Genomic DNA, 25,698 nt, shown 5'->3' with positions numbered 1-25,698 from the left:
CGACAACCCGGGCGTGGGCGACCCGGCGCGGAACGCGACCACGGACCGCCCCGCGCGGGTCCGGGAGGAGACCGAGTTACCCGAGCTGCTGCGCCGGGTGCACATGGTCGGCATCGGCGGTGCCGGCATGTCCGGTATCGCGCGCATCCTGCTGGCCCGCGGTGGCGCGGTATCCGGTTCGGACGCCAAGGAGAGCCGCGGCGTGCTGGCGCTGCGGGCCCGCGGCGCGGCGGTGCGCATCGGGCACGACGCCAACGCGCTCGACCTGCTGCCCGGCGGCCCGACCGCGGTGGTCACCACCTACGCCGCCATCCCGAAGACCAATCCCGAACTGGTGGAGGCGAATCGGCGCGGCGTGCCGGTATTGCTGCGGCCCACCGTGCTGGCCGAGCTGATGCGCGGGCACCACACCCTGCTGGTGTCGGGTACGCACGGCAAGACCTCCACCACCTCGATGCTGGTGGTCTCGTTGCAGCACTGCGGTTTCGACCCGTCCTTCGCGGTCGGCGGCGAGCTCAACGAGGCGGGCACCAACGCGCACCACGGCACCGGCGGCATCTTCGTCGCCGAGGCCGACGAGTCGGACGGCTCACTGCTGCAATACGAGCCGGATGTCGCGGTGGTCACCAACATCGAGTCCGACCATCTGGACTACTTCGGCACGCTGGAGGCGTACGTCCGGGTCTTCGACGATTTCGTCGCGCGGCTGCGGCCGGGCGGCCTGCTGGTGGTGTGCCTGGACGATCCGGGTGCGCGCGGTCTGGCCGAACGGGTCACCGCCCGAGACGATCTCGACATCCGGGTGCTCGGCTACGGTTCCGGCGAACTCGCCGACGCACCGGTGCCGGTGGGGGTGCGGCTGCTCAACTGGGAGCCGCGCGATGTCGGCGGCGTCGCCACGGTGCAACTGGCCGACGAATCCGCCCCACGCACACTGCGTTTGTCGGTACCGGGCCGGCACATGGCGCTCAACGCGCTCGGTGCGCTGCTGGCCGCCCGCGACGCGGGCGCCGAACTCGCCGAGGTGCTGCAGGGCCTGGAGGGTTTCGGCGGCGTGCACCGGCGGTTCCAGTTCGTCGGCCGGGAGAACGGGGTGCGGGTCTTCGACGACTACGCCCACCATCCGACCGAGGTGCGCGCGGTCCTCGGCGCCGCGGGGGAACTGGTCCGGCAGGAGGCCGCCGACGGCGCGCGTTCCCGGCCGGGCCGGGTCATCGTGGTGTTCCAGCCCCATCTCTACAGTCGCACCGCGACATTCGCGGCCGACTTCGGCGCCGCCCTGGATCTGGCCGACGAGGTCGTGGTGCTCGACGTGTACGGCGCCCGGGAGGAACCGCTGCCCGGAGTGAGCGGTGCGCTGGTGGCCCAGTCGGTCACCCGGCCCGTGCACTACCAACCCGATATGTCACGTGTCGGCAGGCAGACGGCGAATCTGGCCCGCCCCGGCGATGTCGTGATCACCATGGGCGCGGGCGATGTCACCATGCTCGGCAGTCAGATCCTCGACGGCCTGCGGGTGCGCCCGTCGTCCGGTCGATGACCGGCGGCCTCGACGACCCGGACACCGCGCCGGGCGCCGACGCCGGATCCGGGCGTGCCGCAACGGCATCGGCGAGCCGTACCGCGGCCGGATCCGCGCCGCGGCCGGGATCACGGTCCGCGGCGGACACGCTCGAGTTCGAGGCGTCCGAGCCCGGAGGGCCGGGGGATGCCGGGTGGCGCGGTCTGGCCGATTCGCCGGCGGGGCGGCTGGCCGTGCGGGTGCTCCCGGTGTTCGGGGTGCTGATCCTGCTCGCCGGGGTCGCCTGGTTCTCGCCCGCGCTGGCGGTCCGGACGATCCGCATCGAGGGCCTGTCGGCGTTGTCCGAGCAGCAGATTCACGCGGCGCTGGCGGTACCGAAGGGCCGATCCATGCTCCGCATCGATACCGATGCGATGGCCGCCCGGGTGGCGGCGCTGCCGCGGGTGCGTTCGGCGCGGGTGCAGCGGGTGTTCCCGTCGACGGTCCGGGTGACCGTCGCCGAGCGGATGCCCGCGCTGTACTTCGACGGTCCGGACGGATCGCATCTGATCGACAGCGACAGCGTCGAATTCGCCATCGAGGAGGCGCCGGCCACGCTGCCCAAGCTCACCACCGACCATCCCGGCGGTAGCGATCCGGTTACCAGGGCGGCGGTCGAGGTGCTCGACGCCACCCCGCCGGAACTGCGGGAGCAGGTGGGAGAGGTTGTCGCGCGGTCGGTTTCGGATGTATCGCTCACCCTGCGCGACGGCCGCATCGTGTTGTGGGGCGGCCCCGCCGATTCCACGCGCAAGGCGGCGGTGGTGCTCCCGATCCTGTCCCGGCCCGGCACGCTGTTCGATGTATCCAGCCCGGATCTGGTGACGGTAAGGTAGTGATACCCGTTGTGCCTTCGGAGTTTTCGCTGAGGACCCGATCCCGGCGGGGCGTCCGGAAGGCCGATTCACCGTGCCGTGAACGGCCGTTCGCGATACGATGCGGGGCGGGCTCTGACGAGATATGAATCGCACAAGATTCTGACCTCGTCTCGGCGCGCCTGCGCGCGGATTGCGACCGGTGCGAATAGCGTTCCGCACCAGTCACATACTTGACATAACGCTAACCCTATGGTTGAGGTTTAGGGTTTGCCCGGGGGGCTACCCCCGGTGGACCAGCCGAGTCGTCCAAGTGGTCGGCGTGTGCCGAGCATCCGAAAACGACAGGCTTGAGATCGAAGGAAGGCGAGAGCCCATGACGCCCCCGCACAACTACCTTGCTGTGATCAAGGTCGTCGGTATCGGCGGCGGCGGCGTGAACGCCGTCAACCGGATGATCGAGCAGGGACTCAAGGGAGTCGAATTCATCGCGGTCAACACGGACGCGCAGGCGCTGCTCATGAGTGATGCGGACGTCAAGCTCGACGTGGGACGGGAACTCACCCGCGGCCTCGGTGCCGGCGCCGACCCGGAGGTCGGGCGCAAGGCCGCCGAGGACCACAAGGACGAGATCGAAGAGGTGCTCAAGGGCGCCGACATGGTCTTCGTCACCGCCGGTGAGGGCGGTGGTACGGGTACCGGTGGCGCCCCCGTGGTGGCCAGCATCGCCCGCAAGCTGGGCGCGCTGACCATCGGCGTGGTGACCCGGCCGTTCTCGTTCGAGGGCAAGCGCCGCAGCAACCAGGCCGAGGCCGGTATCCAGGCGCTGCGCGAGTCCTGCGACACGCTCATCGTCATCCCGAACGATCGGCTGCTGCAGCTCGGCGACGCCCAGGTCAGCCTGATGGACGCCTTCCGTTCCGCGGACGAGGTGCTGCTCAACGGTGTTCAGGGCATCACCGACCTGATCACCACCCCGGGCCTGATCAACGTCGACTTCGCCGACGTCAAGAGCGTCATGTCCGGCGCGGGCTCGGCCCTCATGGGTATCGGTTCCTCCCGTGGCGACGGCCGGGCGGTGAAAGCGGCCGAGGCGGCGATCAATTCGCCGCTGCTGGAGGCGTCCATGGACGGCGCCCACGGCGTGCTGCTGTCTATCGCGGGCGGTTCGGATCTCGGCCTGTTCGAGATCAACGAGGCGGCCTCGCTGGTGCAGGAGGCCGCGCACATCGAGGCCAACATCATCTTCGGTACCGTGATCGACGATTCGCTCGGCGACGAGGTGCGGGTCACCGTGATCGCGGCCGGCTTCGACGGCTCCGGCCCGTCCCGCCGGGTCGAGACCGTCACGCGCAGTACCTTCACCGCCGGTCGCGCCGGCGAGGTCGGCCAGAGTCAGCAGCGCGGCATCGAATCCGCCGCGCCCGCACCGGCTCCGGCGGTGACCCCGGCGGCCGCGCCCGCGCCGGGCATCACCCGCGGCCCGGCCCCGTCGTACGAAACCCCGCGCACGGGCGCCGATCCCACGGTCGCGCAGAATTCGCGCTCGCACATCCAGCCCCCGGACGAGGATTCCGACGACGACGTCGACGTCCCCTCCTTCATGCGGCGCTGAGTCCGGCCGAATCGACGCCCGCGCGGCAGGTCCGCGCGGGCGTATCCATGTGTGGCCGACCGGATTTCGCGTCCGGCGCGGCCCGCCGCCGGCGGGTCTCGCGGAAAGGTGTGCGAGGTCACGATCGGTGGGTGCGGTGCTGTGTGCTTGCTGGTACACAGTGGGTATGTCCCAGTCGACAGATTTCGATGGCACCGGGGTGCTTCCCCGCCGAACGTCCCACCGAGCCGCCCTCGGGGTGGACCTGTGACCGAATCCGGAGGCGTCGACGTGCACGACCGAACGGGCGAGCGTGCGGACCGGCCGGTCCGCACCCGCCGGGTGACCACCACCCGAGCCGGGGGCTTCTCCGCCGCCCCGTACGGCTCGTTCAATCTGGGTGATCACGTCGGCGACGACCCGGAGGCCGTGCGCCGCAACCGGATCCGCCTGGCCGAGGGTATCGGCCTGACCCCGGACCGGCTGGTGTGGATGGAACAGGTGCACGGCCGCGGCGTGGAGATCGTCGACGGCCCGCGGTCCGAGGCGGTCCCGGTCACCGACGCACTCGTGACCACGGTGCCCGAACTGGCACTGGTGGTGCTCAGCGCCGACTGCGTCCCGCTGCTGCTGTCCGACGACGAGGCCGGGGTGATCGCGGCCGTGCACGCGGGCCGGGTGGGCGCGCGGATCGGTATCGTGCCGCGGGTGCTGGCGGCGATGCGATCGGTCGGCGCGAAACCGGAGCGGATCGGCGCCTTCCTGGGCCCGGCCGCCAGCGGCCGGCAGTACGAGGTGCCCGCCGCCATGCGCGCCGACGTCGAGGCGCATCTGCCCGGCAGCGCGACCACCACCGCGAAGGGCACCCCCGGCCTGGACCTGCGCGCGGGTATCCGGCGGCAACTGGAACAGGCCGGCGTCGGCGCGATCGCGGTCGACCCGCGCTGCACCATCGAGGACGCGACGTTGTTCAGCCATCGCCGCGGCGCACCGACCGGCCGCATCGCCGGTGTCGTCTGGATGGAATACGTCACTGCGGGGGAGTCGTCGCTATGACCACCGGACCGGAGCCGGCCGCGGCCCGGGGACCCGTTGCCGCCGCACCGGTTCCGGCGCGTACCGCCGAGCTCAGCGCGGCCCTGACCGGGTTGCTGGACCGTATCGCCGCGGCCTGCCGGGCCGCCGGACGCGATCCGGCGACGGTGAAATTACTTCCCGTCACGAAATTCTTTCCGGCCTCCGATATCGAAATCCTCTATCACCTGGGCCGCCGGGAATTCGGCGAATCACGGGAACAGGAGGCCGCCGGCAAAGCGGACGGACTGAGCGGTCTTTCACCGATCCGATGGCACATGATCGGCCGTTTGCAGCGCAACAAGGCGAAATCGGTCGCGCGCTGGGCGGCAGTGGCGCACTCGGTCGACAGCGAACGGTTGGCAACCGCACTCGACCAGGGGGTTTCGGTGGCCCGTGACACAGGTCACCGCGACGGTCCGCTGGCGGTGTTGCTGCAAGTGAGCCTGGACCGCGACCCGGGCCGCGGCGGCGTCGCCCCGGCCGATCTGGCGGCCCTCGCCGATCTGGTCGAGCGGGCCGAGAACCTGCAGCTGGCAGGCCTGATGGCGATTCCGCCGTTGGATACCGACCCGGCGGCGGCGTTCGCCCGGCTGGCCGGGATCCACGCGCGACTACTGGATGCTCATCCCGGAGCGGCCGAGTTGTCGGCCGGGATGTCGGGAGATCTCGAGACCGCGATAGCGCACGGCTCGACCTGCGTGCGTGTCGGTACTGCCCTCATGGGCAGTCGACCGATAACCTCGCAGTAGCAAACAACCTCATCAGTCACATTCGAAACATATGCTGGGACTGGCGAGTATTGCGCAGGACTTCAACACCCCAGGCAGCCGGGGGCCGGAGGAAGGTCGACCAGGATGAGCACGCTGCACAGGTTCAAGGCGTACTTCGGCATGGTTCCGCTCGAGGAATACGAAGACGATTACGTCGACGACCGCGCACCGCGTAGCGTCGACGAGCGTGGTCCGCGCAGTGCCGACGACCGTGGTCCGCGGCGGGTTCGCGAATACGGCGAACCCCGGTACGAGGGCGCCGGCCGGCCCGGCCGCTACGCGGACGAGCCCGGCTACACCGAATCCGCCTATCAGGACTCGTATCAGCCCGGCTACACCGGCGCGCGCCGGGAGTTCGGCGACGATCCGTACCCGAGCGACCGGTACGACGCGACCCGGCGCCCGGCGCGGGTCGAGGCCGTACCGTCCGCGCGCCCGAGCCGGCCCGCCGATCGGCCGGGCGGCAGCGCGCCGGTGGTGCGGGGCACCACGCACGGCGCCCTGGCGGTCGATCCCGAGGCCGAGCGCCGGTTGGAAGAACGGCGACTGGAGGAGCGCGCCCGCTACGAGCCGGCGCCGCGGCGCACTCCCGCGTTCGCCGAGGAGGGTGGGCCCTTGTCCAAGATCACGACCCTGCGTCCGCGCACGTACGCCGAGGCCGCCATCATCGGTGAACGCTTCCGCGACGGCACCCCGGTGATCATGGACCTGGTGGAGATGTCCAACGCCGACGCCCGGCGCCTGGTCGACTTCGCCGCGGGTCTGGCGTTCGCCCTGCGCGGCTCCTTCGACAAGGTGGCCACCAAGGTGTTCCTGCTCTCACCGGCGGACGTCGACGTATCGGCCGAGGAGCGCCGCCGCATCGCCGAGACCGGGTTCTACAACCAGAAGTAATTCCACAGGTCGGGCACGACCCCCGGGGCCGCCAGGTTCCGGGGGTTCACCTGCGCCGACCGGCCCGCAGGCGGCCCCGCGAGCGGCCGTGGCGCGCCCGGTCGCGGCGCGGGGAGTTTGCAGGACACCGAATCTGAGGCAGAGTGGACCCTGTGGCCCTGTTCCTGGTGCTGTACTACGTACTCTTCTTCTTCTGGCTGCTGCTGATCGGCCGAATCGTCGTCGAGTTCATCCGTAGCTTCGCGCGCGACTGGCATCCGCGTGGCGTCGTGGCGGTCGTCCTGGAGGTCGTCTTCTCCATCACGGACCCTCCGGTGAAACTCCTGAGGCGGTTGATACCGCCAGTCAACTTGGGAGGAATTCGCCTGGATCTCTCGATTATGGTCCTGATATTCATTGTCTTCATCCTGATGTCGATCACCAGCAGGCTCGGGCAGCCGGTAGCCCCGGTGTGACAGAATGGGCAGTGAGGAAAAGCTTGCTAGATCTAACCGCTAGATCTCCGTACGAAGCGTGAAGGGATCCGTCCATGCCGCTGACCCCAGCCGATGTGCACAACGTCGCGTTCAGCAAACCGCCGATCGGGAAGCGCGGCTACAACGAGGACGAGGTCGACGCCTTCCTCGATCTGGTCGAGCAGGAGCTCTCACGTCTCATCGAAGAAAACGCGGACCTGCGCCAGCGGGTTGCCGAGTTGGATGCCGAGCTGTCCGAGGCCAAGAAGGCCCCGCGTCCGGCGCCGCAGGCGGTGAAGCCGGTTCCCCCCCAGCCGGAGCCGCCCAAACCGGTCCCCGTCCCGCAGCCGGCCCCCATGCCGATGGCACCGCCCCCGGTGCCCAAGGATGTGGGCGGCGCGGATGCCAACCTCCAGGCCGCCAAGGTGCTGAGTCTCGCCCAGGAGATGGCGGACCGGCTCACCAGCGATGCCAAGACCGAGGCCGAGCAGCTGCTGGCCAACGCGCGGGCCAATTCCGAGCGCCTGGTCGGCGAGGCCCGCACCCGTTCCGACGCGATGGTCGGTGAGGCCCGGCAGAAGGCCGAGGCGCTGCTGTCGGACGCGCAGAACCGATCGGACAGCCAGTTGCGGCAGGCCAAGGAGAAGGCCGATACGTTGCAGGCCGACGCCGAGCGCAAGCACACCGAGATCATGGCCACCATCACCCAGCAGCGCAGCGTGCTGGAGAGCCGCATCGAGCAGCTCAAGACCTTCGAGCGGGAGTACCGGGTGCGGCTGAAGTCCTACCTGGAGTCGCAGCTCGAGGAGCTGGAGAATCGCGGCTCGGCGGTGCCGGTCGACGGCGGCGACGCATTCGACGGCATGGGCAGCAGCCACGCTTCGGCCGGATTCGGCAAGGGCGGCAAGTAGAATCGGTACGGGCTCTGCCCTTCCCGACGGGACCCCTCCCCGGCGGGAGGCGGGAGAGTGCCATGGTCGATCGTCCTCGGCCCGACGCCGAGGCCCGCCTAGGGGGTGACCATGCTCGTTCTGACGCTCGTACTGGCCGCGATCGGTTTCGCGCTGCTGGTGACCGCGCTGACCACCGGTTCGGTGGTGTGGGCGTGGGGTTGCATCGTCGTCTGTGTGGCCGGCGCCGTACTGCTGCTGGTCAGTGCGCTGTCGACGCGCGAGACCGACGATTCCGCGATCGGACCCGGCCGGCATGCCAAGCGCTGACCTCGCGCTCGGCCCCTGACCGGTGACCCGGCCCGACAAATGGGTTGCCCGCGGTGGCTACAATCAAACCAGAAATTGTTCGGAAGTAACGGCGGAGATCCGGCCATCACCGGGGAGCCTTCGGAAGAACGGTGACCCGGACGCCCGCGAGGGATCGGACACCCAGTAGAACCGAACGGGTGAGCCCGTCACAGCTCGCAACGAGAGGCTCGAGGTCTCGGGTGTTCCCGAGCGACCGGGCAAGCGGGGTGGTACCGCGGTTTCGGCGCACGCGCGCCGGCGTCGTCCCCGTGACCGAATACGCGCCGTCCAGTGGCCCACGCCGCGGCGGCGCCGGCACGAGGAGACCACAGCCAGCGATGGCGGACGAAACCCCCACACTTGTCGGCTCTGCCTATCCCCGAGTGGATCTCGGCGAGGGCGGCCAGGTGTCGTTCCCCGATCTGGAACAGCGGGTCCTGGACTACTGGGCCGCCGACGGCACCTTCCAGGCCAGCATCGACAACCGCAGCGGCCGTGACGAGTTCGTCTTCTACGACGGACCCCCCTTCGCCAACGGGTTGCCGCATTACGGGCACCTGCTGACCGGATACGTCAAGGATTTGATCCCGCGTTTCCAGACCATGCGCGGCAAGAAGGTCGAGCGGCGATTCGGCTGGGACACCCACGGTCTGCCTGCGGAAATCGAGGCCGAGAAGCAGCTCAGTATCACGGACAAATCACAGATCGATGCGATGGGCCTCGCGGAATTCAACGCCGCGTGCAAAAGGTCCGTTCTGCGGTACACCGACGAGTGGCGCGCCTATGTGACACGTCAGGCACGCTGGGTCGACTTCGACAACGATTACAAGACACTGGACATCGACTTCATGGAGTCGGTGCTGTGGGCGTTCAAGTCGTTGTACGACAAGGGCCTCATCTACCAGGGTTTCCGGGTGCTGCCGTACAGCTGGTACGAGCAGACTCCGCTGTCGAATCAGGAGGCGCGTCTCGACGACGCGTATCGGATGCGACAGGATCCGGCGGTCACCGTGGACATGACCCTCGTTGTGCCCGAGGATCATCCGCTGCACGAACTCGACGGGGCCCAGGCATTGATCTGGACCACCACCCCGTGGACCCTGCCGTCCAACCTAGCGATCGCGGTTCATCCCGATATCACCTACGCCCAGGTGCGCGGTCGCGACGGTAAGCGTTATCTGCTCGCCACCGAACGGGTTTCGCACTACGCGCGCGAGCTCGGCGACGAGGTCGAGGTGTTGTCCGAACATGCGGGCGCGGCGCTTGCCGGCCTGCGCTACACGCCGCCGTTCGATTTCTTCGCCGGACACCCGAATTCGCATCGGGTGCTGACCGCCGACTACGTGACCACCGACTCCGGCACCGGAATCGTCCACCTCGCACCGGCTTTCGGTGAGGAGGACATGGCGGTGTGCGTCGAGCACGACATCGAACTGGTGCAGCCGCTGGACCAGGGCGGCCGGTTCACCTCGATGGTCCCGCCGTACGAGGGCCTGATGGTGTTCGACGCCAACCCGGTCATCATCAAGGATCTCAAGGCCGCCGGAAAACTGTTGCGGCACGAGACGATCGAGCACTCCTATCCGCACAGCTGGCGCTCGGGCAAGCCGCTGATCTACATGGCGGTGCCGTCCTGGTTCGTCGCGGTCACCACCTTCCGCGACCGCATGGTCGAGCTGAACAAGCAGATCACCTGGGTGCCCGATCACATCCGCGACGGCCAGTTCGGCAAGTGGCTGGAGAATGCGCGCGATTGGAACATCAGCCGTAATCGCTACTGGGGCGCGCCGATCCCGGTCTGGATCTCCGACGATCCGGCCTATCCGCGGGTCGACGTGTACGGCTCGCTGGATCAGCTGGAGCACGACTTCGGCGTGCGCCCGGCCGATCTGCACCGGCCCGGCATCGACGAGCTGGTGCGGCCGAATCCCGATGATCCGACCGGCAAGTCGATGATGCGCCGGACCCCGGAGGTGCTGGACTGCTGGTTCGAGTCCGGGTCGATGCCCTACGCGCAGGTGCACTACCCCTTCGAGAACAAGGAGTGGTTCGAGGGGACCTCGGACGTCGCGGCGCACAACCCGGGCGACTTCATCGTCGAATACAACGGGCAGACCCGCGGCTGGTTCTACAACCTGCACGTGATGGCGACCGCGCTGTTCGACCGGCCGGCGTTCTCCTCGGTGATCGCGCACGGCATCGTGCTCGGCGACGACGGTATGAAGATGTCGAAGTCGAAGGGTAACTATCCCGACGTCAACGAGGTCTTCGACCGCGACGGCTCCGACGCCATGCGCTGGTTCCTGATGGCCTCGCCGGTGCTGCGCGGCGGCAACCTGATCGTCACCGAGCGCGGTATCCGCGAGGGGGTGAGTCAGGCGCTGCGGCCGCTGTGGAACGCGTGGACGTTCCTGCAGCTGTACGCCTCGAAACCCGGTGCCCGGCGGACGGATTCGCCGCATGTGCTGGATCGCTACATCCTCGCGAAGCTGGCGGCTACCCGCGATGTCATGACCGAGGCGCTCGAGGTCTACGACATCGCGGCCGCCTGCGACGAACTGCGCACCTTCGCCGACGCGCTCACCAATTGGTATGTGCGCCGGTCGCGTTCACGGTTCTGGGCCGAGGAACGGGACGCGGTCGACACCCTGCACACCGTGCTGGAGGTGACCTCCCGGCTCGCGGCCCCGCTGCTGCCGCTGATCACCGAGGTGATCTGGCGCGGCCTCACCGGCGAGCGCTCGGTGCATCTGGCCGACTGGCCGGAATCCGATGCGCTGCCGCACGATCCGGAGCTGGTGGCGGCGATGGACGAGGTCCGTGCGGTGTGCTCGACCGCGCTGGGCCTGCGCAAGGCGCAGAATCTGCGGGTCCGGCTGCCGCTGTCGGAGCTCACCATCGCGGCGCCGGACGCGGATCGGTTGCGCCCCTTCGCGGATCTGATCGCCGACGAGGTGAACGTCAAGCGGGTCGACCTGACCACCGACGTCGCCGCGCACGGCCGCTTCGAACTCGCCGTCAACGCCCGTGCCGCCGGCCCGCGCCTCGGCAAGGAGGTGCAGACGGTGATCAAGGCGGTCAAGGCGGGCCGGTGGTCCGAGAGTCCCGAGGGCGTGGTCAGCGCCGCCGGAATCACCCTGCTGCCCGAGGAGTACACGCAGCGCCTGGTCGCCACCGAACCCGAGTCCACCGCCGCACTGCCCGGCAATGCCGGTCTGGTGGTGCTGAATTCGGAGGTCACCGAGGAACTGGAGGCCGAGGGCTGGGCCCGCGACCTGATCCGCGACCTGCAGGAGACGCGCAAGTCACTGGGCCTCGAGGTGTCCGACCGGATCACCGTGGTGCTGGAGGTGCCGGCCGAGTTCACCCACTGGGCCGAGACCCACCGCGACCTGATCGCGGGCGAAATCCTCGCCACCACACTGACCTTCGGAGACGCCGGGCCGGGCGCAGCCGAGGTGGCCGCCGGGGTCCGGGTCACGGTGGCGAAGGCCGGCGCCTGAGCCGATCCGCCGGCTGCCGTGGATCGCGCGGTGGTCGGCGGATCACGCACGCGCGGCGCGGGCCGGGAGTCACACGGCGGTCGCCACCGGTGCCGCGGTGGGCCGCGCGATCAGTGCAACGTGATCGGCCCGGCCGGGCCGATCACGGTGGCCGGCAAGGTGTTTCGCAGGCCCGGCCGGACCGGCAGCTCGGCGTCGAGCGCGCGCAACCGCGCCGAGACGGCGACCGGATCCGGGCCGATCGCGACCAGGGATTCCAGCGTCGCCTCGGGCAGCCCCTGCGCGGGGTGAGCGGTGGTTCCCCAGTCGATCAGGAAGGGATCGTGCCGCCGGGCCCGCCGGCCGTTCCGTCGTGAGCCGCCGGTGCAGCGTGTCGCCGTCCGGGGTGGTCCGGCTCATCGCCCGCGCGTCGCCGGGGTCGTAACCGGCGGCGCGGGCACGCGCGATCACCGCGTCGATTCCGGGGGCCGCGACCGCCCAGGTCACCAGGCGGGCCCGCGGCAGGCCGTCGATGCCGAAGGGCCGCGGGCGATCCGGGGTCGGCTGCTCCGGATCCGGGCCGATGATCTCGAGATAGCCGCCGTCCCCGAGGCCGAGCAGGAAATTCCGGGTTCCCACGCCCGGATGGCGGCCACCGGCGACCGGCGCCACGCCGAGCAATCGGGTCACGAGCCGGACGGTTTCCGACAGGTGCGGCGTCGCCGGCACCAGATGATCGAGTCGGTTCACCTCGGAACCCTGACCAGCGCCGCGCCGGGTTGCAGATCGGCCAAGGATCCCGATCGTCCCTTGTGAGACGTGAGTGGCCTGAGATACAAAACATTCCTGCAGAGGCCCTTGGTGCCGAAGTGATCCATGTGGTTCTTGTGATGTCCGATCGCACTGTGTGACTCCGCCCGCGACCGCGCGCGGCGGATGGAGCGACCGAAAGGTACGTGCATGACGAGAACGGCGCGCGCGACGGCCCGGCTGTGCCTGGTGGCCGCGACGATGTCCCTGGCCGGGGCGATCTGGGCGGGCCCGGCCACCGCCACCGGAATCGACCTCGACGAGGTACTGCCGGCGGGACTGGATCTGCCGGTGGAGGTTTCGGTGGATCTGCCCTTCGATCTCGACGCTCTCCTCAATCCCGCCGAGGATGTCGCGGGCGGTTTCGGCACCGGTTCGTTCGCGGGCCCGGCGTCGCTCGCGGCCTCCGTGCCGATCGCCAGCCCCCGCGCGCTGGCGGCGTTGAGCGCCGCCGGAACCCAGGTCGGCAAGCCCTACGAGTGGGGCGCCACCGGCCCGATCGCCTACGACTGTTCCGGGCTGGTGCAGTGGGCATTCCATCAGGTGGGCGTGAACCTGCCGCGGACCACCTACCAGCAGGCCCGCGCCGGCAGTCCGGTGCCGATCGGGGCCGTGCAGCCCGGCGACGTGATCGTGCTCAACCGGGACGGTTCGCATGTGGGCATCTATGCCGGGGAAGGCATGGTCCTCAATGCCTACGATCGCGGCTATCCGGTGGGCCTGACGCCGCTGAACCGGTTCGCGATCTTCGCCATCCGCCGCTTCTACTGAGACCGGGTGCGGGTCCGGCGCCGGTGGCTCGGCGCCGGTCCGCCTCCTGGCGGCCGCCGGGTCAGTCGATCAGATTGCGCAGCGACGGCCCGAACTCCGGATGTGCCAGCGCGGAGGCGAACTGCGCGATCAGATAGTCGGCCGGGTTGCCGGTGTCGTACCAGCGACCGCGGATGACCTGCCCGTACACCGCGTTGGACGCGGCGAACGTGTTGATCGCGTCGGTCAGATACACCTCGCCGGTGCGGTGGTCGTACCACTTCGACACCTGCGTGCGCAGTTCCTCGACGATGCCCGGGGTGACCACGTATCCGCCGATGGCCGCGTACGAGGAGGGCGCGTCCTCCGGCTTGGGCTTCTCGACCAGTCCGGTGATGCGCATCAGCCCGTTGTCGAAGGTCTCCTCGACCAGCGGCACGCCGTAGCGCTTGGAATCCGACGGATCCATCGGCATCAGCGCCAGCACCGGCGAATTCGTCTTGTGATAGGCGTCGATGAGCTGCTGCGCGCGCGGCACCTCGGCGACGAACACGTCGTCCGGCCACAACACCAGCATCGGCTCGTCGCCCAGGTTGCGGGCGGCGTTCAGCACCGGGGTGCCGTTGCCGTACGGGCCGTTCTGGTCCAGATAGGTGATGTGACCGAGGCGGCTGAGCTCACCGACCTCCTCGACGGCATCGGCGTAGGCGGTCTTGCCGTCGGTGCGCAACTGCTCGACCAGCGCCGGATTGGGCCGGAAATGGTCCTGGATCAAGGATTTTCCGCTACTGACCACGATCGTGATGTCGGTGATACCCGAGGCCACCAGTTCGCGCACGGTGTGCTCGATCACCGGCTTGTCGCCGACGGGCAGCATCTCCTTCGGGATTGCCTTCGTCAGCGGCAGCAGGCGGGACCCGATGCCGGCGGCGGGTATCACGGCCTTCCGGATAGTCATGATTCGATCATCACATACTCGGCGCGCCGGAGATGTCGGTAGCGCGGCGTAGATTACGCCTGTGGATTCCCGGCCGCACCCGGCTACACCAGGGTTTTTACCTGGTCGGCCGCCGTCTTCTCCGCTGGTGGCGGGTATGTCGGCGCGCCCGGGGACGGGGTCCGGGTTCCAGGAATTCATCAGCAATTCCGCCCCCGATCGCCTCGATCCGCCGGCTCCGGTCACCGGCCCGGCAGAGACTGCTCGCCGCTGGGTGCTGCACATGGACATGGACGCGTTCTTCGCCTCCGTCGAGCAGCTGACCCGGCCCACGCTTCGCGGCCGGCCGGTGCTGGTGGGCGGCACCGGTGGCCGCGGCGTGGTGGCGGGGGCCAGTTACGAGGCGCGGGTGTTCGGGGCCCGCTCGGCGATGCCGATGCATCAGGCCAAGCGGCTGGTGGGTGTGTCGGCGGTGGTGGTGCCGCCGCGCCCGGTGGTCTACAGCGCGGTCAGCGCCCGGGTGTTCGAGGTGCTGCGCGAACACATCCCGGTGCTCGAGACGCTGTCCTACGACGAGGCGTTCGGCGAGCCGGCGGAATTGGCCGGCGCGAGTGCGGCGGCGGTGTCCGAGTTCTGCGCGCTGGTCCGGCGGCAGGTGCGCGAGCGGATCGGCCTGGTGGTCTCCATCGGCGCGGGCACCGGGAAGCAGTTGGCCAAGATCGCCTCGGGGCTGGCCAAACCCGACGGTATCCGGGTGATCGCCCCGGGTGCGCAGCAGGAGTTGCTGGCCACCCTGCCGGTGCGCCGGCTGTGGGGGATCGGCCCGGTGGCCGAACAGCGGTTGCGCGCACTGGGTATCGAGACCGTCGGCGCGTTCGCGGCGCTGCCGGAGTCCGAGGCGGCGTCGCTGCTCGGCGGCAGTGTCGGCACGGCCCTGCACCGGCTGGCCCGCGGCATCGACGACCGGCCGGTGGCCGAACGCGCCGAGGCCAAACAGATCAGCGCCGAGACCACCTACGAACGCGACATCGTCACTCTCGCCCAGTTGCGCGCGGCCATCGAGGATATGGCCGCGGCCGCGCACCGCCGGCTCGGCGAGGACGGCCGCGCCGCGCGCACGGTGGTACTCAAATTGCGCAAGGCCGATATGAGCATCGTGACACGCTCGTTCACGCTGCCGTACGCCACCGAGGATCCGGCCACCCTCACCGCGGCCGCGCTGCGCTCGGCCATCGATCCCGTCGAACTCGGCCCGATCCGGCTGGTGGGTGTGGGTTTCGGCGGCCTGTCGGAGGTGCGGCAGGAGTCGTTGTTCCCGGAACTCGATCAAGAGGATCCGGGCCGATCCGCGGCCGCCGACGACGAAACGCCTTCGGAGCGGCCGATTCCGGTGCCGGAGCAGCCACTGGTACCGCCGGCCACCCGCTCGTACACCACCGAATTCTGGTATCCCGGACGGGATGTCGCGCACCGCGAGTTCGGCCACGGCTGGGTGCAGGGAAGTGGCCACGGCCGGGTGACAATTCGTTTCGAGTCACGCTCGACAGGACCCGGTCCAGCGTATACGTTCGCTGCCGACGATATCGAGCTCTCCCCGGCCGATCCGCTCCTTAGTCTGCGTTGAATTTTGACGGGTAGCGTGAGGCCACTCGTGCGCAGCGCTGCCATCGGGTGGTGCTGTCACGGAACGGAACTGAATCAACTCGAACGCAAAGGACGAGCATTGAAGCTTCAGAGGACTGGACGCGTCGCGGTCGCCACCCTGGCCGTCGTCGCTGCGCTCGGCATGTCGGCCTGTGGCAGCGGGGACAAGCACTCGAACGGCAGTAGTACCTCCAGCAAGGCGTCCACGTCGGCCAACGCGGCCGCCGCGCCGACCTCGGCGCTCCCGGCGGTGCCGACGGCCGCCCAGCTCAATCAGGAGCTGTCGGAGGCTCTGGATCCGAACGTTCCGGCCGATCAGAAGGTGCAGTACCTGGAGGACGGTCAGGACGCGCTGGCCAAGGATCCGGACATGCTGAAGAAGCTCACCGATGCCTACCAGCAGAACAACGCGCACATCGAGGTCACCGACGTCACCTCGCTGGGCGACACGCTGACCGCGACCGTCAGCTTCTCCGTCGGCGGCGGCGCGCCGCAGCCGGCCCAGGTGCCGTTCGTCGCTCAGGACGGCAAGTGGAAGCTGCAGAAGAGCTGGGCCTGCGCCGGTCTGCAGAACCTGGGCGCCACCTCGCCCGCCTGCACGTAGTCGGATCTCGCCGCGACCCGGTCGCGGCGCCGCTGTTCCCGCACCCCCTTCGAACGTCCGCCCCCGCGTTTCCGGCGCTCGGGCGGCCTTCGGAGGGGGTGCGTTCGTTGTGTGACGAAGTCGCGACCGGCCCGTCCGAACCTCAAAGAAGGCTGAGAATGGGAGGACGACCTCGCCGGTGACGAAACCGTGACGCTAACATCTGCCTCCGTGACCGACACGATGGTGAGGGCGGGCGACTCGCCCACCGATGAGGCGAGATCCGCAGCCCGCGGGTCGGTACGGGCCGGGTGGGCCGCGCGGATCGCGCTGCTGGCCGGTCTGCTGGGCGCGGTGTTCGCGATCGCGGTGCCGCTGTTGCCGGTGCATGTGGACAAGACCACGCTGAGCTGGCCGCAGCAGGGTTCGAGCCGCAGCGTGACCGCGCCGCTGGTGTCCTACGCCCCGGCGGCGTTCGACGCCACCGTGCCGTGCCGGGCCACCGCCGAACTCGCCGCCAAGGGCGGGTTGCTGGCGTCCACGATGCCCACCGGCGCGCCGGATCAGGAGAAATACGGTTTCGTCGCCCGGGTGCGGGCCGCGCAGGACGGCAAGCCCGCGCAGCTGGAGGCGGTGCTGCGCAACCAGTCGCTGGTCAGCGTGCCGCTGGAACAGCTCGGCGACTGCACGCTGACGGTGCACGCCGACTTCACGCACGCGACCGCCGAACTCGCCGGGGTCACCGGGGTGAAACCGGTGCAGCTGACCGGCGACTACCGGCCGCAGCTGGTCGGCCTCTACAGCGATCTCGCCAGCCCCGGCGGCGCGACCATGACCGCGCAGGTGGACAGCCGCTTCTCGGTGGTGCCGACCGTCGCCAAGCGGATCGCGACGGTGCTCGCGCTGGCGCTGACCCTGGTCGCCCTGATCGCGCTGTTCGTGCTGGACCGCCGGGACGGGCGCCGCGGCCGGCTGGTGCCGCGCCGCTGGCTGACCTTCACCGGCGCGGACGCGGTCGTGCTCGGACTGCTGCTGATCTGGTACGTCATCGGCGCCACCACCTCCGACGACGGCTATCAGTTCGGCATGGCCCGCACCTCGCTGGTGTCGGGATACATGGCGAACTACTTCCGGTACTTCGGCGTGCCGGAGACCCCGGTCGGCACACCCCCCTACGACCTGCTCGCCTACATGTCGCACCTGAGCACGGCGAGCCCGTGGATGCGACTACCCACGCTGGTCGCCGGCGTGGTGTGCTGGCTGGCGATCAGCCGTGAGGTGATCCCGCGACTGGGCGTCGCGGTGCGGCACGACCGGATCGCGGTGTGGACGGGTGCGTTCGGCTTCCTGGCGGCCTGGCTGCCGTACAACAACGGCCTGCGGCCCGAACCGGTGGTGGCGGTGTGCCTGCTGCTCACCTGGTGCCTGATGGAACGGGCGGTCGCGACCCGGCGGCTGTTGCCCTATGCGCTGGCGATCCTGGTCGCTGCGTTCAGCTGTACCGCCGCGCCGTCCGGCGTGGTGTGCGCCGCGGCGCTGCTGGCCGGGGTGGGGCCGGTGTGGCGGGCCGGGGTCGCGCAGGCGCGGCGACTGGCCGGCCTCGCGCCCGGGGTGTGGTCGTGGATCCGCGCGTACGGCGCGCTGCTGGCGCCGCTGGCGGCCGCGGGTGTGCTGGTCCTGGCCGTGGCCTTCTCGGTGGAGCCGATCTCGGCGATGTTCGAGATGCGGCGGGTCCACCAGGCCGCCCTGCCCAACGACCCCTGGTACAACGAATATCTGCGCTACCAGTGGCTGTTCATGCCGACCGTCGACGGTTCGATCGCGCGGCGGTTCACCATGGTGGCGCTGTGGCTGGGCATGCTGGCCTCGGTCTTCGTCCTGCTGCGCCGCGGTGGCCGCATTCCGCTGCTGGCCGCCGGCCCGGCCCGCCGCCTGCTCGGCACCACCTTCGGCGCGATGCTGCTGATGATGACGACGCCGACCAAATGGACGCACCAGAACGGCGTGTACGCCGGGCTCGCCGGGGCGGTCGCGGTGCTGACCGCGGTGGCCGTCGGCCCGAAGGTGCTGCGCTCGGCGCGCAACCGGGCACTGTTCGGCGCCGTCGTCGCGCTGGCGCTGGCGCAGGTGTTCACCAGCGTCAACGGCTGGTGGTACGTATCCAGTTTCGGCATCCCGTGGTGGGACAAGCCGCCGTCGGTGCACGGCTTCGCGCTGGACCGGTTGTTCCTGCTGCTCGCCGTGCTGCTGCTGTTGCTGGCCGGCTGGTTCCACGTGCAGTCGCCCGGACCCGGTGCGCCACAACGGGATTCGTCCCGGTTCGGCCGGCTGCTGCGGATCCGGCCGCTGAGCGTGGCCGTGGTGTTCGTGGTGCTGTTCGAACTCGGCTCGTTCGCCAAGGGCGCGGTCGCGCAGTATCCGGCGTTCTCGCTGGCCCGCTCGAATGTCGATGCGGTACTGGGCAAACCGTGCGGCCTGGCGCAGGACGTGCTGGTGGAGACCGACCCGAACGCCGGCCTGCTGCCACCGCTGTCCGGCGATCCGTTCGCCACCTTCACCGGTGGCGCACAGGGTTTCGTGCCCAACGGCGTCGGCGACCTGAACCCGGACGACACCGGCAGCGGCAGCAGCACCATCTCGACCTCGGTGACGCCGAAGTCCGGCACCGACGCGGGCTCCGAAACCGGCGGCGCCGCACTGCCGTTCGGGCTGAACTCGGTCACCACACCGGAACTGGGCACCTCCGGCCAGTCCGGCCCCGCCGAGCTGACCACCGGCTGGTACAAACTGCCCGCCGACCGCAGCGGCATCGTCGCGATCGCCGCCGCCGGGCGGATCCGCTCGGTGGACAAGGACGGCGTCGTCACCGGCGGCCAGTCCGTCGAGATCGAGTACGGCACAGCGGCTTCCGACGGTACCGCCGATCCGCTGGGTAAGCTCACCCCGCTCGACATCGGCCCGGCCCCGGCCTGGCGGAACCTGCGGGTCCCGTTCGCCGACATCCCGGCCCAGGCCGACGTGGTCCGCATCGTCGCCTCCGCGCGCGACCGCGACCCGGCGCAGTGGCTGGCGCTGACCCCGCCCCGGGTGCCGCAGACCCACACCCTGCAGGACGTGGTCGGCTCGCACGCACCGGTGCTGCTGGATTGGGCCGTGGGCCTGCAGTTCCCGTGCCAGCGCCCCTTCGACCACAAGGACGGTATCGCCCAGGTCCCGAACTGGCGCATCCTGCCCGACCGGATCGGCGCGCACGACACCACCCTCTGGGAGGACCACAACGGCGGCGGCCCGCTCGGCTGGACCCAGGAGTTGCTGCGCCCCCAGACCGTGGCGACCTATCTGAAGGACGATTGGCGCCGCGACTGGGGCGAACTCCAGCGCTTCGCCCCCATGGATCCCACCGCCGCCACCGTCGACCCGACCCACGGAAACCCGGCGGTCACGGTGACCCAGGAGACCCACACCGGGATGTGGAGCCCGGGGCACATCAATACTGCCTGGTAGGCAGGAAGTTCGGCCCCGACCGGCCCTCGTGTCGGTCGGGCCCGAGCCGCTCGTGCCCGGCACGGTGCGTGGCTTGACGGTCGAACAGCCTGGCGGACAACGGATTTCGTTGTCGGGCCGGTTCGAACTGGATGGTGCTGTGGTGGAGAGTGTTCGCCACCGGCGGCGGGTGCGGCGGTGCGCGGGTGCGGCGGTTGCCGGTGGCGTGGATATGAACGATCCTGGGCAACTGTCGCGGCCCGGACCGATTCAGGGTGCCGGGACCGGCCCGTCGTCCGGGCCGGGGACGGCGGTGGCGGTCTGCTCCGGGAGCAACGGTACGAGGGCGAAGGTGCCCGCGGAGGCGTCCGCGGGTAGAGCCTGGATCGCGCGGATGTCCTTGCCGGAGGCCAGGTTCCGGAGCCGATCCAGCGCGCCGCGCAGGACCAGGCCGGTGACGCACGGGCAGTCCGCGCGCAGCCGGGCGGTGACGACGGCGGCGACCTGCCGGGAGCGGTCGTCGGCCGGATCGGCGTATTGCAGGGTACCCGCGGCCGCGTGCTGCGCGCCGAGTGCGGCGGCATCCCCCTCAGGCACCGGCACATTGATCGCCGGCGTGTAGACCCGGTCGATCGGGACGTGCAGGATCACCTGTGAAACCCGCAGTCCGCCGGTATGTTCCGGGATCGCCGCGGCCGGAATGCCGGTGGTGAAGGAGAGCAGGGCCCAGTGGTCGCCGGTGTCGGTGCCGGACAACGACTCTCGCGCGCGGCCAAGGTAATCGTCCACCGGCTCACCGGATTCCGGGCCGAGCCGGTCGGTGGAGATCACGTCCGGACGCGGGGCGGTGGCCGCGCCCAGCGCGACGATCGCGATCACCGCGGCGACGGCGGCGCCGATCGACGCCGCCGCGCGCCGGTCAAACATGGCGCAGGACGTCCAGCGCGTGGGCCAGATCGGCCGGATACTCGCTGGTGATCTCCATCCAGTGGCCGTCGGCCGGATGAGCGAAACCCAGCGAACGGGCATGCAGCCATTGACGTTCCAGGCCCAGCCGCTCGGCCAGTCGCGGATCGGCGCCGTAGGTCAGATCACCGCAGCAGGGATGGCGGATCGCCGAGAAATGCACGCGGATCTGATGGGTCCGGCCGGTCTCCAGGTGGACGTCGAGCAGGCTCGCGGCCTGGAACGCCTCCACCGTGTCGTAGTGCGTGATGCTCGGCCGGCCGTCCGCGGTCACCGCGAACTTCCAGTCGTTGCCCCGGGCCCGGCCGATCGGCGCGTCGACGGTACCGCTGGACGGATCCGGATGCCCTTGTACCAGTGCGTGATACCGCTTCTCCACCGTGCGGTACTTGAACGCGCGCTTGAGCACCGTGTACGCGTGCTCGGACTGGGCGACCACCATCACACCGGAGGTGCCCACGTCCAAGCGGTGCACGATGCCCTGCCGTTCGTGCGCGCCGGAGGTCGAGATGCGGTAGCCCATCGCGGCCAGTGCGCCGACCACGGTCGGACCGGTCCAGCCGACCCCGGTGTGCGCGGCCACCCCGACCGGCTTGTCCACGGCCACGATGTCGTCGTCGGCGTAGAGGATGGTCATCCCCTCGACCGGGGTCTCCTCGATCGTCAGCTCCCGCTTCGGCTCCGGGAACGCGACCTCCAGCCAGGCGCCGGCGGTGAGCCGGTCCGATTTACCGGCCGCCGAGCCGTCGATCTGGACCGAACCCTCCTCGGTCAGCGCCGCGACCGCGGTCCGCGACAAGCCGAGCAACCGCGACAGTCCGGCGTCGACCCGCATCCCCTCCAACCCGTCCGGAACCGGCATGGCCCGGGTTTCCCGCGTATCGCTCACGCCGCCGCCTCGTGGCGGGTGCGCGACCCGTCCGGTTCGAAACCGAAGACGGTCAGTGCCACCAGCAGGATCGCGCCGCAGACGATGGACGAGTCGGCGAGGTTGAACACCGGCCACCACCGGGTCACCGAGATGAAGTCGACGACATGGCCCTCCAGCGGGCCGGGTGCGCGGAAGACGCGGTCCACCAGATTGCCGACGGCGCCGCCGAGCACCAGGCCCAGCCCGATCGCCCAGCCCACCGAGCGCAGCGACCGCCCGATCCGGATCACGCCGATCACCACCGCGGCCGCGATCAGGGTCAGCAGCCAGGTCATGCCGGTCGCCATCGAGAACGCGGCGCCCGGATTGCGGACCAGGGTCAGCCGGACCACATCGCCCACGACCGAGATCGGCTCGCCGGGCGTCATCTTCGCCACGACCAGCGCCTTCGTACCGAGATCGGCGACGAACGCGATGGCGGCGATCAGCAGCAGCACCGGTAGCCGGCGTGGGTGCTGGACCGCGTCCGCCGATTCCGCGGCGGCGCCCGAGGGTTCCGCGACGGCGGCTCCGTCGTCGCCCGCAGCGTCGGGACGGGGCGACTCGTCGTGCTGGTCGGTGCGGTGCTCGTGCGGCCGGTCGGTACTCACAGCACACATCATCCCCCATGGCCGGATCAGCACCGCCGTGGCCACGGCCGGGACCGGCACCGCCGTAGCCGCAGCAGGACCGGCGCCCCCGTGGCTGTCACAGGACCGCCGCCGCCGTGGCCCGTGACAGCAGCATCAGCACTGCCCGTGGCGAGACCGGCACCCGCTGTGGCCGCGGCAAGTTCAGCACCCGCTGTGGCCGCGGCAAGTTCAGCACCGCCGTGGCCACGGCCGGTTCCCCCCGGACACGGCAGCCCGACATCCCAGCTGTTTTTCAGGAACCGGTCGTACGCTGTGGGCGTGACGGTGTTGCCATCCCGCTCGAGTGCGCTGCTACTCGTGCTTGCGGTCGCGCTGGCCGGACTGGGAGCCGCCGGGTGCGGTACCGGTTCCGATGCCAAGCGCGACACCGAGGTGGAGCCGTCCGGTCTGGGTAAAGAGGTGACCGTGCCGATCTCGGCATCCGTCGCCACCCTGGTCCAGCCCGGTGCCGAGCCCCGATCGGTCCTGCGTCCCGCCTATGCCACCGACCATACCCAGCAGGTCACGCTGCGGACCGACCACCATATCGAGCAGCAGCTCAACGATCAGCCCATGCGCGACTTCTCCCCGCCCGCGGTCACCATCCCGCTCACCGCGCAGGTGTCGCGCGACGGCGTGGATCTGACCCTCGGCACCGCCACCTCGCCGGATCCGGCACTGGCACAGCAGTTGCAGTCGGCCGACGGCTCGCACGCGGCCTTCGCGATCAGCGATGTCGGGGCGATCACCGCGCTGCGGCTGGCCCCCAAACCGGCCACCCCCGACGCCGCGCGCGCCGCACTGGAACAGGCCTTCTACCAAGCGGTGTACCAGTCGATCGCCTTCCCGCTCGAACCGGTCGGCGAGGGCGCGGTGTGGAAGGTGCGGCAGCGGGTGTCCAGCGGTTTCCTGCTGGACCAGGTCACCACCGCGACCCTGACCCGCCGCGACGGCAATCTGCTCACCATCCAGCTCGACGTCACCCAGAAGCCCACCTCGACGGTGTGGAACCTGCCGAACAGTGCCGGATCGCTGGATATCGTCGACTATCTGATGCACGGCGCCGGCACCATCACGGTGGATCTCGGCCTGCCGCTGCCGGTCTCGGGTTCGGTGACCGTCGGCGGCCGCCAGTTGTACCGCGATCCGCGCACCTCGGTGGCGCTGTTGCAGGACATCAGCACGCAGGTGCAATGGGGCGACTGAGCCGCGGGTCGCTGGCCGCCGCGGTGGGCGTGCTGCTCGCGGGTTGCGGCGGCTCCCATCACGGTGACACGCTGCCCGGCCTGGGCAGTGCGGTGACCGTCGCGCCGCCGGCCGCACCCGGGCTCACGGATTCGACGGCGCTGCGGTCGAAACTGCTCACCACCGCCGATCTGCCGCCGGGCTTCACCCAGCTCGAGGACGGCCCGGCGTCGAACGACGCGCCCGCACAACCGGATCGCTCACATACGGAACCGGCGGCCTGCGCGCGGGTGCTGGCCCCGGTCGCCGATCAGCTGCCGGGCGCGTCCGCGCACGCCGCGGCGCACTATGTCACAGCGGATTTCGCCAGTGTCGACATCGATATCGCCAGTTATCCCAATGGTGGTGCGGCGCAGGCATTCTCGGTGGTGCAGTCGCTGCTGCGGGACTGCGGCAGCTACGACGGCACGGATGCCGACGGCACGGCCGTGCACTATCGGCTGGGCGGGCTCGAACAGCCCGCCACCGGCGACGCCTCGGCCTCGTTCCAGGTCCGGACCACCAGCCAGGGTATGACCCTGTACTCGGTGGCGACCGTGGCCGTCATCGGTTCCAGCGTGGTGCAACTGGCCGACACCGCGCCGAAGCCGGTCGATCCGGCGGCGCTGCACGACCTCGTCGCGAAGCAGGCGAGCCGGTTACAGGGCCTCGCCGGCCCCTGAGCGTCCGCTCGGACCCGGCCCGGCCCGTTCGCCGGCCCGGCGGCGCCGATCGCCGCCACCCCCGCCGACCAGCGGCGGGACCGCGGTTGCCACCGGTTGCCGCAACATGATGAAGGCCTCTATGACAATCAAATGTCCCGCTGGGGAGAATATGGTTTACGCGAAAGGATAACCCGGTTACTCTAGTAACCGTGTTACAGTTCCGGCGTGAGCAGAGCGGCTGGCCGCGACCCGAGGGAGCGCATCATCGAGGTCGTGCTCACGCTGTTGCAGACCGAGGGTTACGACTCGGTGCAACTGCGGCGGGTGGCGCGGCTGTCGCAGGCCTCGCTGGCCACCGTCTACAAACTCTTCCCGACCCGCGACGAGTTGATCGTCGCGGCGATCGTGGACTGGATGGCGGTCAACGCCTATCCGGACCTCTCACCGCCCGCGCCGGAGGAGACCGTCTACGAGGGTCTGATGCGCTTGTTGCGCAACGTCTTCCAGCCGTGGGAGCGCAATCCGGGGATGCTGGAGGCGTTCCATCGGGCCCGTTCCGGGCCGGGCGGCACGCGGCTGGACGTCCAGGGTTTCGACGCGGTGGTCCCGGTGGCCGGTCAGATCTTCGGCGGCGCGGACCCCGAGTACGTCGCGGATGTCGGCCTGGTGCTGACCAATATGATCTACGCGCTGATCGCCCGGTTCTCCGAGCGGACCATCGAGATCGGCGAGATCCTGCCCACCCTGGAACGGGTGGTCCGGCGCCTCACCGTGAACAACGAGATCCCCGCCGGTCAGGCGCTGTCCCGGCGTCCCGCACCGGGACAGGAACAGCCCTTCTACCTCGATCCCGCCGTCATGGCGCCCCTGCGCCGGCGTGCCGAGGATCGTCCCGCATCGACGGTATCGGACCCGGAGTCGCCCGTGCATCGGCACGGCACCGGCTGACCGGAGCCGAATACCGTCCGGACGCCGGTCGGTATCGGCGATCGAACGGGGGGTGGTGTTTCTGATCGGATATCCGATCGGCGGAAAAACATTGTGAACAATAACAGCGGGTGACTGTGCGAAGCCGGTCACCATATTTTCCACGCCTGTTGCGCAGGGGGCAGGAGGCGATTTCCTCTGTACCCCGGAAAATAATCAGAAACACCATCGAATACCTTTCCGGCACCTATTGACTCGGGCATGTGACGGTCGGCACA

Annotated in this window: 22 protein-coding genes; 17 read left to right on the top strand and 5 right to left on the bottom strand. The window is 69.9% G+C overall.

Features of this window, described 5'->3' with window-relative positions; genetic code table 11:
- Nucleotides 1-103: 103 nt before the first annotated feature.
- The 10 genes from murC to ileS all read left to right on the top strand — a co-directional run bounded on the left by murC (nt 104) and on the right by ileS (nt 11,910).
- Nucleotides 104-1,540 carry a UDP-N-acetylmuramate--L-alanine ligase gene (gene murC / locus G361_RS0116890; protein ID WP_052172819.1) on the top strand — a complete coding sequence of 479 codons (1,437 nt, stop codon included), beginning with the start codon at nt 104-106 and terminating at the stop codon, nt 1,538-1,540.
- On the top strand, nt 1,537-2,397 hold the full coding sequence (locus G361_RS0116885; protein WP_019928277.1) for an FtsQ-type POTRA domain-containing protein: 861 nt from the start codon (nt 1,537-1,539) through the stop codon (nt 2,395-2,397). The genes murC and G361_RS0116885 overlap by 4 nt, the downstream gene beginning before the upstream one ends.
- 355 nt (nt 2,398-2,752) lie before the next feature.
- Nucleotides 2,753-3,991, top strand: a complete 1,239-nt coding sequence (gene ftsZ / locus G361_RS0116880; RefSeq protein WP_019928276.1) for a cell division protein FtsZ — start codon at nt 2,753-2,755, stop codon at nt 3,989-3,991.
- Between the two features lie 270 nt (nt 3,992-4,261).
- Nucleotides 4,262-5,026: a peptidoglycan editing factor PgeF gene (pgeF, locus tag G361_RS0116875; protein WP_052172818.1), complete on the top strand. Its 765-nt coding sequence runs from the start codon at nt 4,262-4,264 to the stop codon at nt 5,024-5,026.
- Nucleotides 5,023-5,796: a YggS family pyridoxal phosphate-dependent enzyme gene (locus G361_RS0116870; protein WP_019928274.1), complete on the top strand. Its 774-nt coding sequence runs from the start codon at nt 5,023-5,025 to the stop codon at nt 5,794-5,796. Before pgeF ends, G361_RS0116870 begins: the two co-directional genes overlap by 4 nt.
- A 105-nt stretch (nt 5,797-5,901) precedes the next feature.
- A complete protein-coding gene (locus G361_RS0116865; RefSeq protein WP_019928273.1) occupies nt 5,902-6,711 on the top strand; it encodes a cell division protein SepF in 810 nt (269 codons plus the stop codon).
- Nucleotides 6,712-6,863: 152 nt separating this feature from the next.
- Nucleotides 6,864-7,166: a YggT family protein gene (locus G361_RS0116860; RefSeq protein ID WP_019928272.1), complete on the top strand. Its 303-nt coding sequence runs from the start codon at nt 6,864-6,866 to the stop codon at nt 7,164-7,166.
- 74 nt (nt 7,167-7,240) lie between these two features.
- The gene (locus tag G361_RS0116855) at nt 7,241-8,077 is read left to right on the top strand and encodes a DivIVA domain-containing protein (RefSeq protein ID WP_019928271.1); all 837 of its coding nucleotides are present in this window, start codon (nt 7,241-7,243) and stop codon (nt 8,075-8,077) included.
- A gap of 111 nt (nt 8,078-8,188) precedes the next feature.
- Nucleotides 8,189-8,386, top strand: coding sequence for a hypothetical protein (locus G361_RS0116850; RefSeq protein ID WP_026343124.1), 198 nt, complete (start codon nt 8,189-8,191; stop codon nt 8,384-8,386).
- Nucleotides 8,387-8,745: 359 nt separating this feature from the next.
- Entirely contained in the window at nt 8,746-11,910 is a 3,165-nt protein-coding gene (ileS, locus tag G361_RS0116845) for an isoleucine--tRNA ligase (RefSeq protein WP_026343123.1), read from the top strand.
- Nucleotides 11,911-11,979: 69 nt separating this feature from the next.
- Here the strand turns inward: ileS and G361_RS43880 are convergent, their stop codons facing one another.
- Entirely contained in the window at nt 11,980-12,639 is a 660-nt protein-coding gene (locus G361_RS43880) for a VOC family protein (protein ID WP_196814492.1), read from the bottom strand.
- A gap of 210 nt (nt 12,640-12,849) precedes the next feature.
- On the opposite strand from G361_RS43880, the gene G361_RS0116835 reads away from it, so the two are divergent.
- Nucleotides 12,850-13,470 carry an NlpC/P60 family protein gene (locus G361_RS0116835; protein WP_019928268.1) on the top strand — a complete coding sequence of 207 codons (621 nt, stop codon included), beginning with the start codon at nt 12,850-12,852 and terminating at the stop codon, nt 13,468-13,470.
- Between the two features lie 61 nt (nt 13,471-13,531).
- Here G361_RS0116835 and G361_RS0116830 read toward each other — a convergent pair whose 3' ends face one another.
- Nucleotides 13,532-14,407 (bottom strand): UTP--glucose-1-phosphate uridylyltransferase, encoded by an 876-nt coding sequence (locus tag G361_RS0116830; protein ID WP_019928267.1) that lies wholly within the window; start codon nt 14,405-14,407, stop codon nt 13,532-13,534.
- 262 nt (nt 14,408-14,669) lie between these two features.
- Between G361_RS0116830 and G361_RS0116825 the strand changes: the two genes are divergently transcribed.
- The 3 genes from G361_RS0116825 (at nt 14,670) to G361_RS0116815 (ending at nt 20,117) form a co-directional block, all read left to right on the top strand.
- Nucleotides 14,670-16,010: a DNA polymerase IV gene (locus tag G361_RS0116825; protein ID WP_231386892.1), complete on the top strand. Its 1,341-nt coding sequence runs from the start codon at nt 14,670-14,672 to the stop codon at nt 16,008-16,010.
- Between the two features lie 99 nt (nt 16,011-16,109).
- Nucleotides 16,110-16,634 carry a lipase chaperone gene (locus tag G361_RS0116820; RefSeq protein ID WP_026343121.1) on the top strand — a complete coding sequence of 175 codons (525 nt, stop codon included), beginning with the start codon at nt 16,110-16,112 and terminating at the stop codon, nt 16,632-16,634.
- A gap of 210 nt (nt 16,635-16,844) precedes the next feature.
- Complete coding sequence (locus G361_RS0116815; RefSeq protein ID WP_019928263.1) at nt 16,845-20,117, top strand: arabinosyltransferase domain-containing protein; 3,273 nt, start codon at nt 16,845-16,847, stop codon at nt 20,115-20,117.
- Between the two features lie 249 nt (nt 20,118-20,366).
- Here the strand turns inward: G361_RS0116815 and G361_RS0116810 are convergent, their stop codons facing one another.
- From G361_RS0116810 to lspA, 3 genes are read right to left on the bottom strand one after another with little or no spacing between them, the layout of a single operon-like run.
- Entirely contained in the window at nt 20,367-21,023 is a 657-nt protein-coding gene (locus G361_RS0116810) for a hypothetical protein (protein WP_019928262.1), read from the bottom strand.
- On the bottom strand, nt 21,016-21,924 hold the full coding sequence (locus tag G361_RS0116805) for an RluA family pseudouridine synthase (RefSeq protein WP_026343119.1): 909 nt from the start codon (nt 21,922-21,924) through the stop codon (nt 21,016-21,018). Before G361_RS0116805 ends, G361_RS0116810 begins: the two co-directional genes overlap by 8 nt.
- A gap of 23 nt (nt 21,925-21,947) precedes the next feature.
- Nucleotides 21,948-22,592, bottom strand: coding sequence for a signal peptidase II (gene lspA, locus G361_RS0116800; protein WP_231387027.1), 645 nt, complete (start codon nt 22,590-22,592; stop codon nt 21,948-21,950).
- 300 nt (nt 22,593-22,892) lie between these two features.
- Here lspA and G361_RS0116790 point away from each other — a divergent pair, with 300 nt between their 5' ends.
- The 3 genes from G361_RS0116790 to G361_RS0116780 all read left to right on the top strand — a co-directional run bounded on the left by G361_RS0116790 (nt 22,893) and on the right by G361_RS0116780 (nt 25,441).
- The gene (locus G361_RS0116790) at nt 22,893-23,810 is read left to right on the top strand and encodes a hypothetical protein (RefSeq protein ID WP_026343118.1); all 918 of its coding nucleotides are present in this window, start codon (nt 22,893-22,895) and stop codon (nt 23,808-23,810) included.
- Nucleotides 23,798-24,511: a sensor domain-containing protein gene (locus tag G361_RS0116785; protein ID WP_019928257.1), complete on the top strand. Its 714-nt coding sequence runs from the start codon at nt 23,798-23,800 to the stop codon at nt 24,509-24,511. Before G361_RS0116790 ends, G361_RS0116785 begins: the two co-directional genes overlap by 13 nt.
- Nucleotides 24,512-24,718: 207 nt before the next feature.
- Nucleotides 24,719-25,441: a TetR family transcriptional regulator gene (locus G361_RS0116780; protein WP_231386891.1), complete on the top strand. Its 723-nt coding sequence runs from the start codon at nt 24,719-24,721 to the stop codon at nt 25,439-25,441.
- The last annotated feature ends 257 nt before the right edge of the window (nt 25,442-25,698 follow it).

This window comes from Nocardia sp. BMG111209, assembly GCF_000381925.1.
Classification (GTDB): Bacteria; Actinomycetota; Actinomycetes; order Mycobacteriales; family Mycobacteriaceae; genus Nocardia.
Note: the sequence above shows the minus strand (reverse complement) of the source record. Positions and strands in the feature narration are given on the sequence as shown.

What these genes read in the sequence shown, in the direction of transcription:
- lspA (WP_231387027.1), bottom strand. Translation starts at nt 22,592, where the DNA reads ATGTGTGCTGTGAGTACCGACCGGCCGCACGAGCACCGCACCGACCAG.
- G361_RS0116855 (WP_019928271.1), top strand. Translation starts at nt 7,241, where the DNA reads ATGCCGCTGACCCCAGCCGATGTGCACAACGTCGCGTTCAGCAAACCG.
- G361_RS0116805 (WP_026343119.1), bottom strand. Translation starts at nt 21,924, where the DNA reads ATGCCGGTTCCGGACGGGTTGGAGGGGATGCGGGTCGACGCCGGACTG.
- G361_RS0116865 (WP_019928273.1), top strand. Translation starts at nt 5,902, where the DNA reads ATGAGCACGCTGCACAGGTTCAAGGCGTACTTCGGCATGGTTCCGCTC.
- G361_RS0116885 (WP_019928277.1), top strand. Translation starts at nt 1,537, where the DNA reads ATGACCGGCGGCCTCGACGACCCGGACACCGCGCCGGGCGCCGACGCC.
- murC (WP_052172819.1), top strand. Translation starts at nt 104, where the DNA reads ATGGTCGGCATCGGCGGTGCCGGCATGTCCGGTATCGCGCGCATCCTG.
- G361_RS0116850 (WP_026343124.1), top strand. Translation starts at nt 8,189, where the DNA reads ATGCTCGTTCTGACGCTCGTACTGGCCGCGATCGGTTTCGCGCTGCTG.
- G361_RS0116830 (WP_019928267.1), bottom strand. Translation starts at nt 14,407, where the DNA reads ATGACTATCCGGAAGGCCGTGATACCCGCCGCCGGCATCGGGTCCCGC.
- G361_RS0116810 (WP_019928262.1), bottom strand. Translation starts at nt 21,023, where the DNA reads ATGTTTGACCGGCGCGCGGCGGCGTCGATCGGCGCCGCCGTCGCCGCG.
- G361_RS0116785 (WP_019928257.1), top strand. Translation starts at nt 23,798, where the DNA reads ATGGGGCGACTGAGCCGCGGGTCGCTGGCCGCCGCGGTGGGCGTGCTG.
- ileS (WP_026343123.1), top strand. Translation starts at nt 8,746, where the DNA reads ATGGCGGACGAAACCCCCACACTTGTCGGCTCTGCCTATCCCCGAGTG.
- G361_RS0116825 (WP_231386892.1), top strand. Translation starts at nt 14,670, where the DNA reads ATGGACATGGACGCGTTCTTCGCCTCCGTCGAGCAGCTGACCCGGCCC.
- G361_RS0116870 (WP_019928274.1), top strand. Translation starts at nt 5,023, where the DNA reads ATGACCACCGGACCGGAGCCGGCCGCGGCCCGGGGACCCGTTGCCGCC.
- ftsZ (WP_019928276.1), top strand. Translation starts at nt 2,753, where the DNA reads ATGACGCCCCCGCACAACTACCTTGCTGTGATCAAGGTCGTCGGTATC.
- G361_RS0116835 (WP_019928268.1), top strand. Translation starts at nt 12,850, where the DNA reads ATGACGAGAACGGCGCGCGCGACGGCCCGGCTGTGCCTGGTGGCCGCG.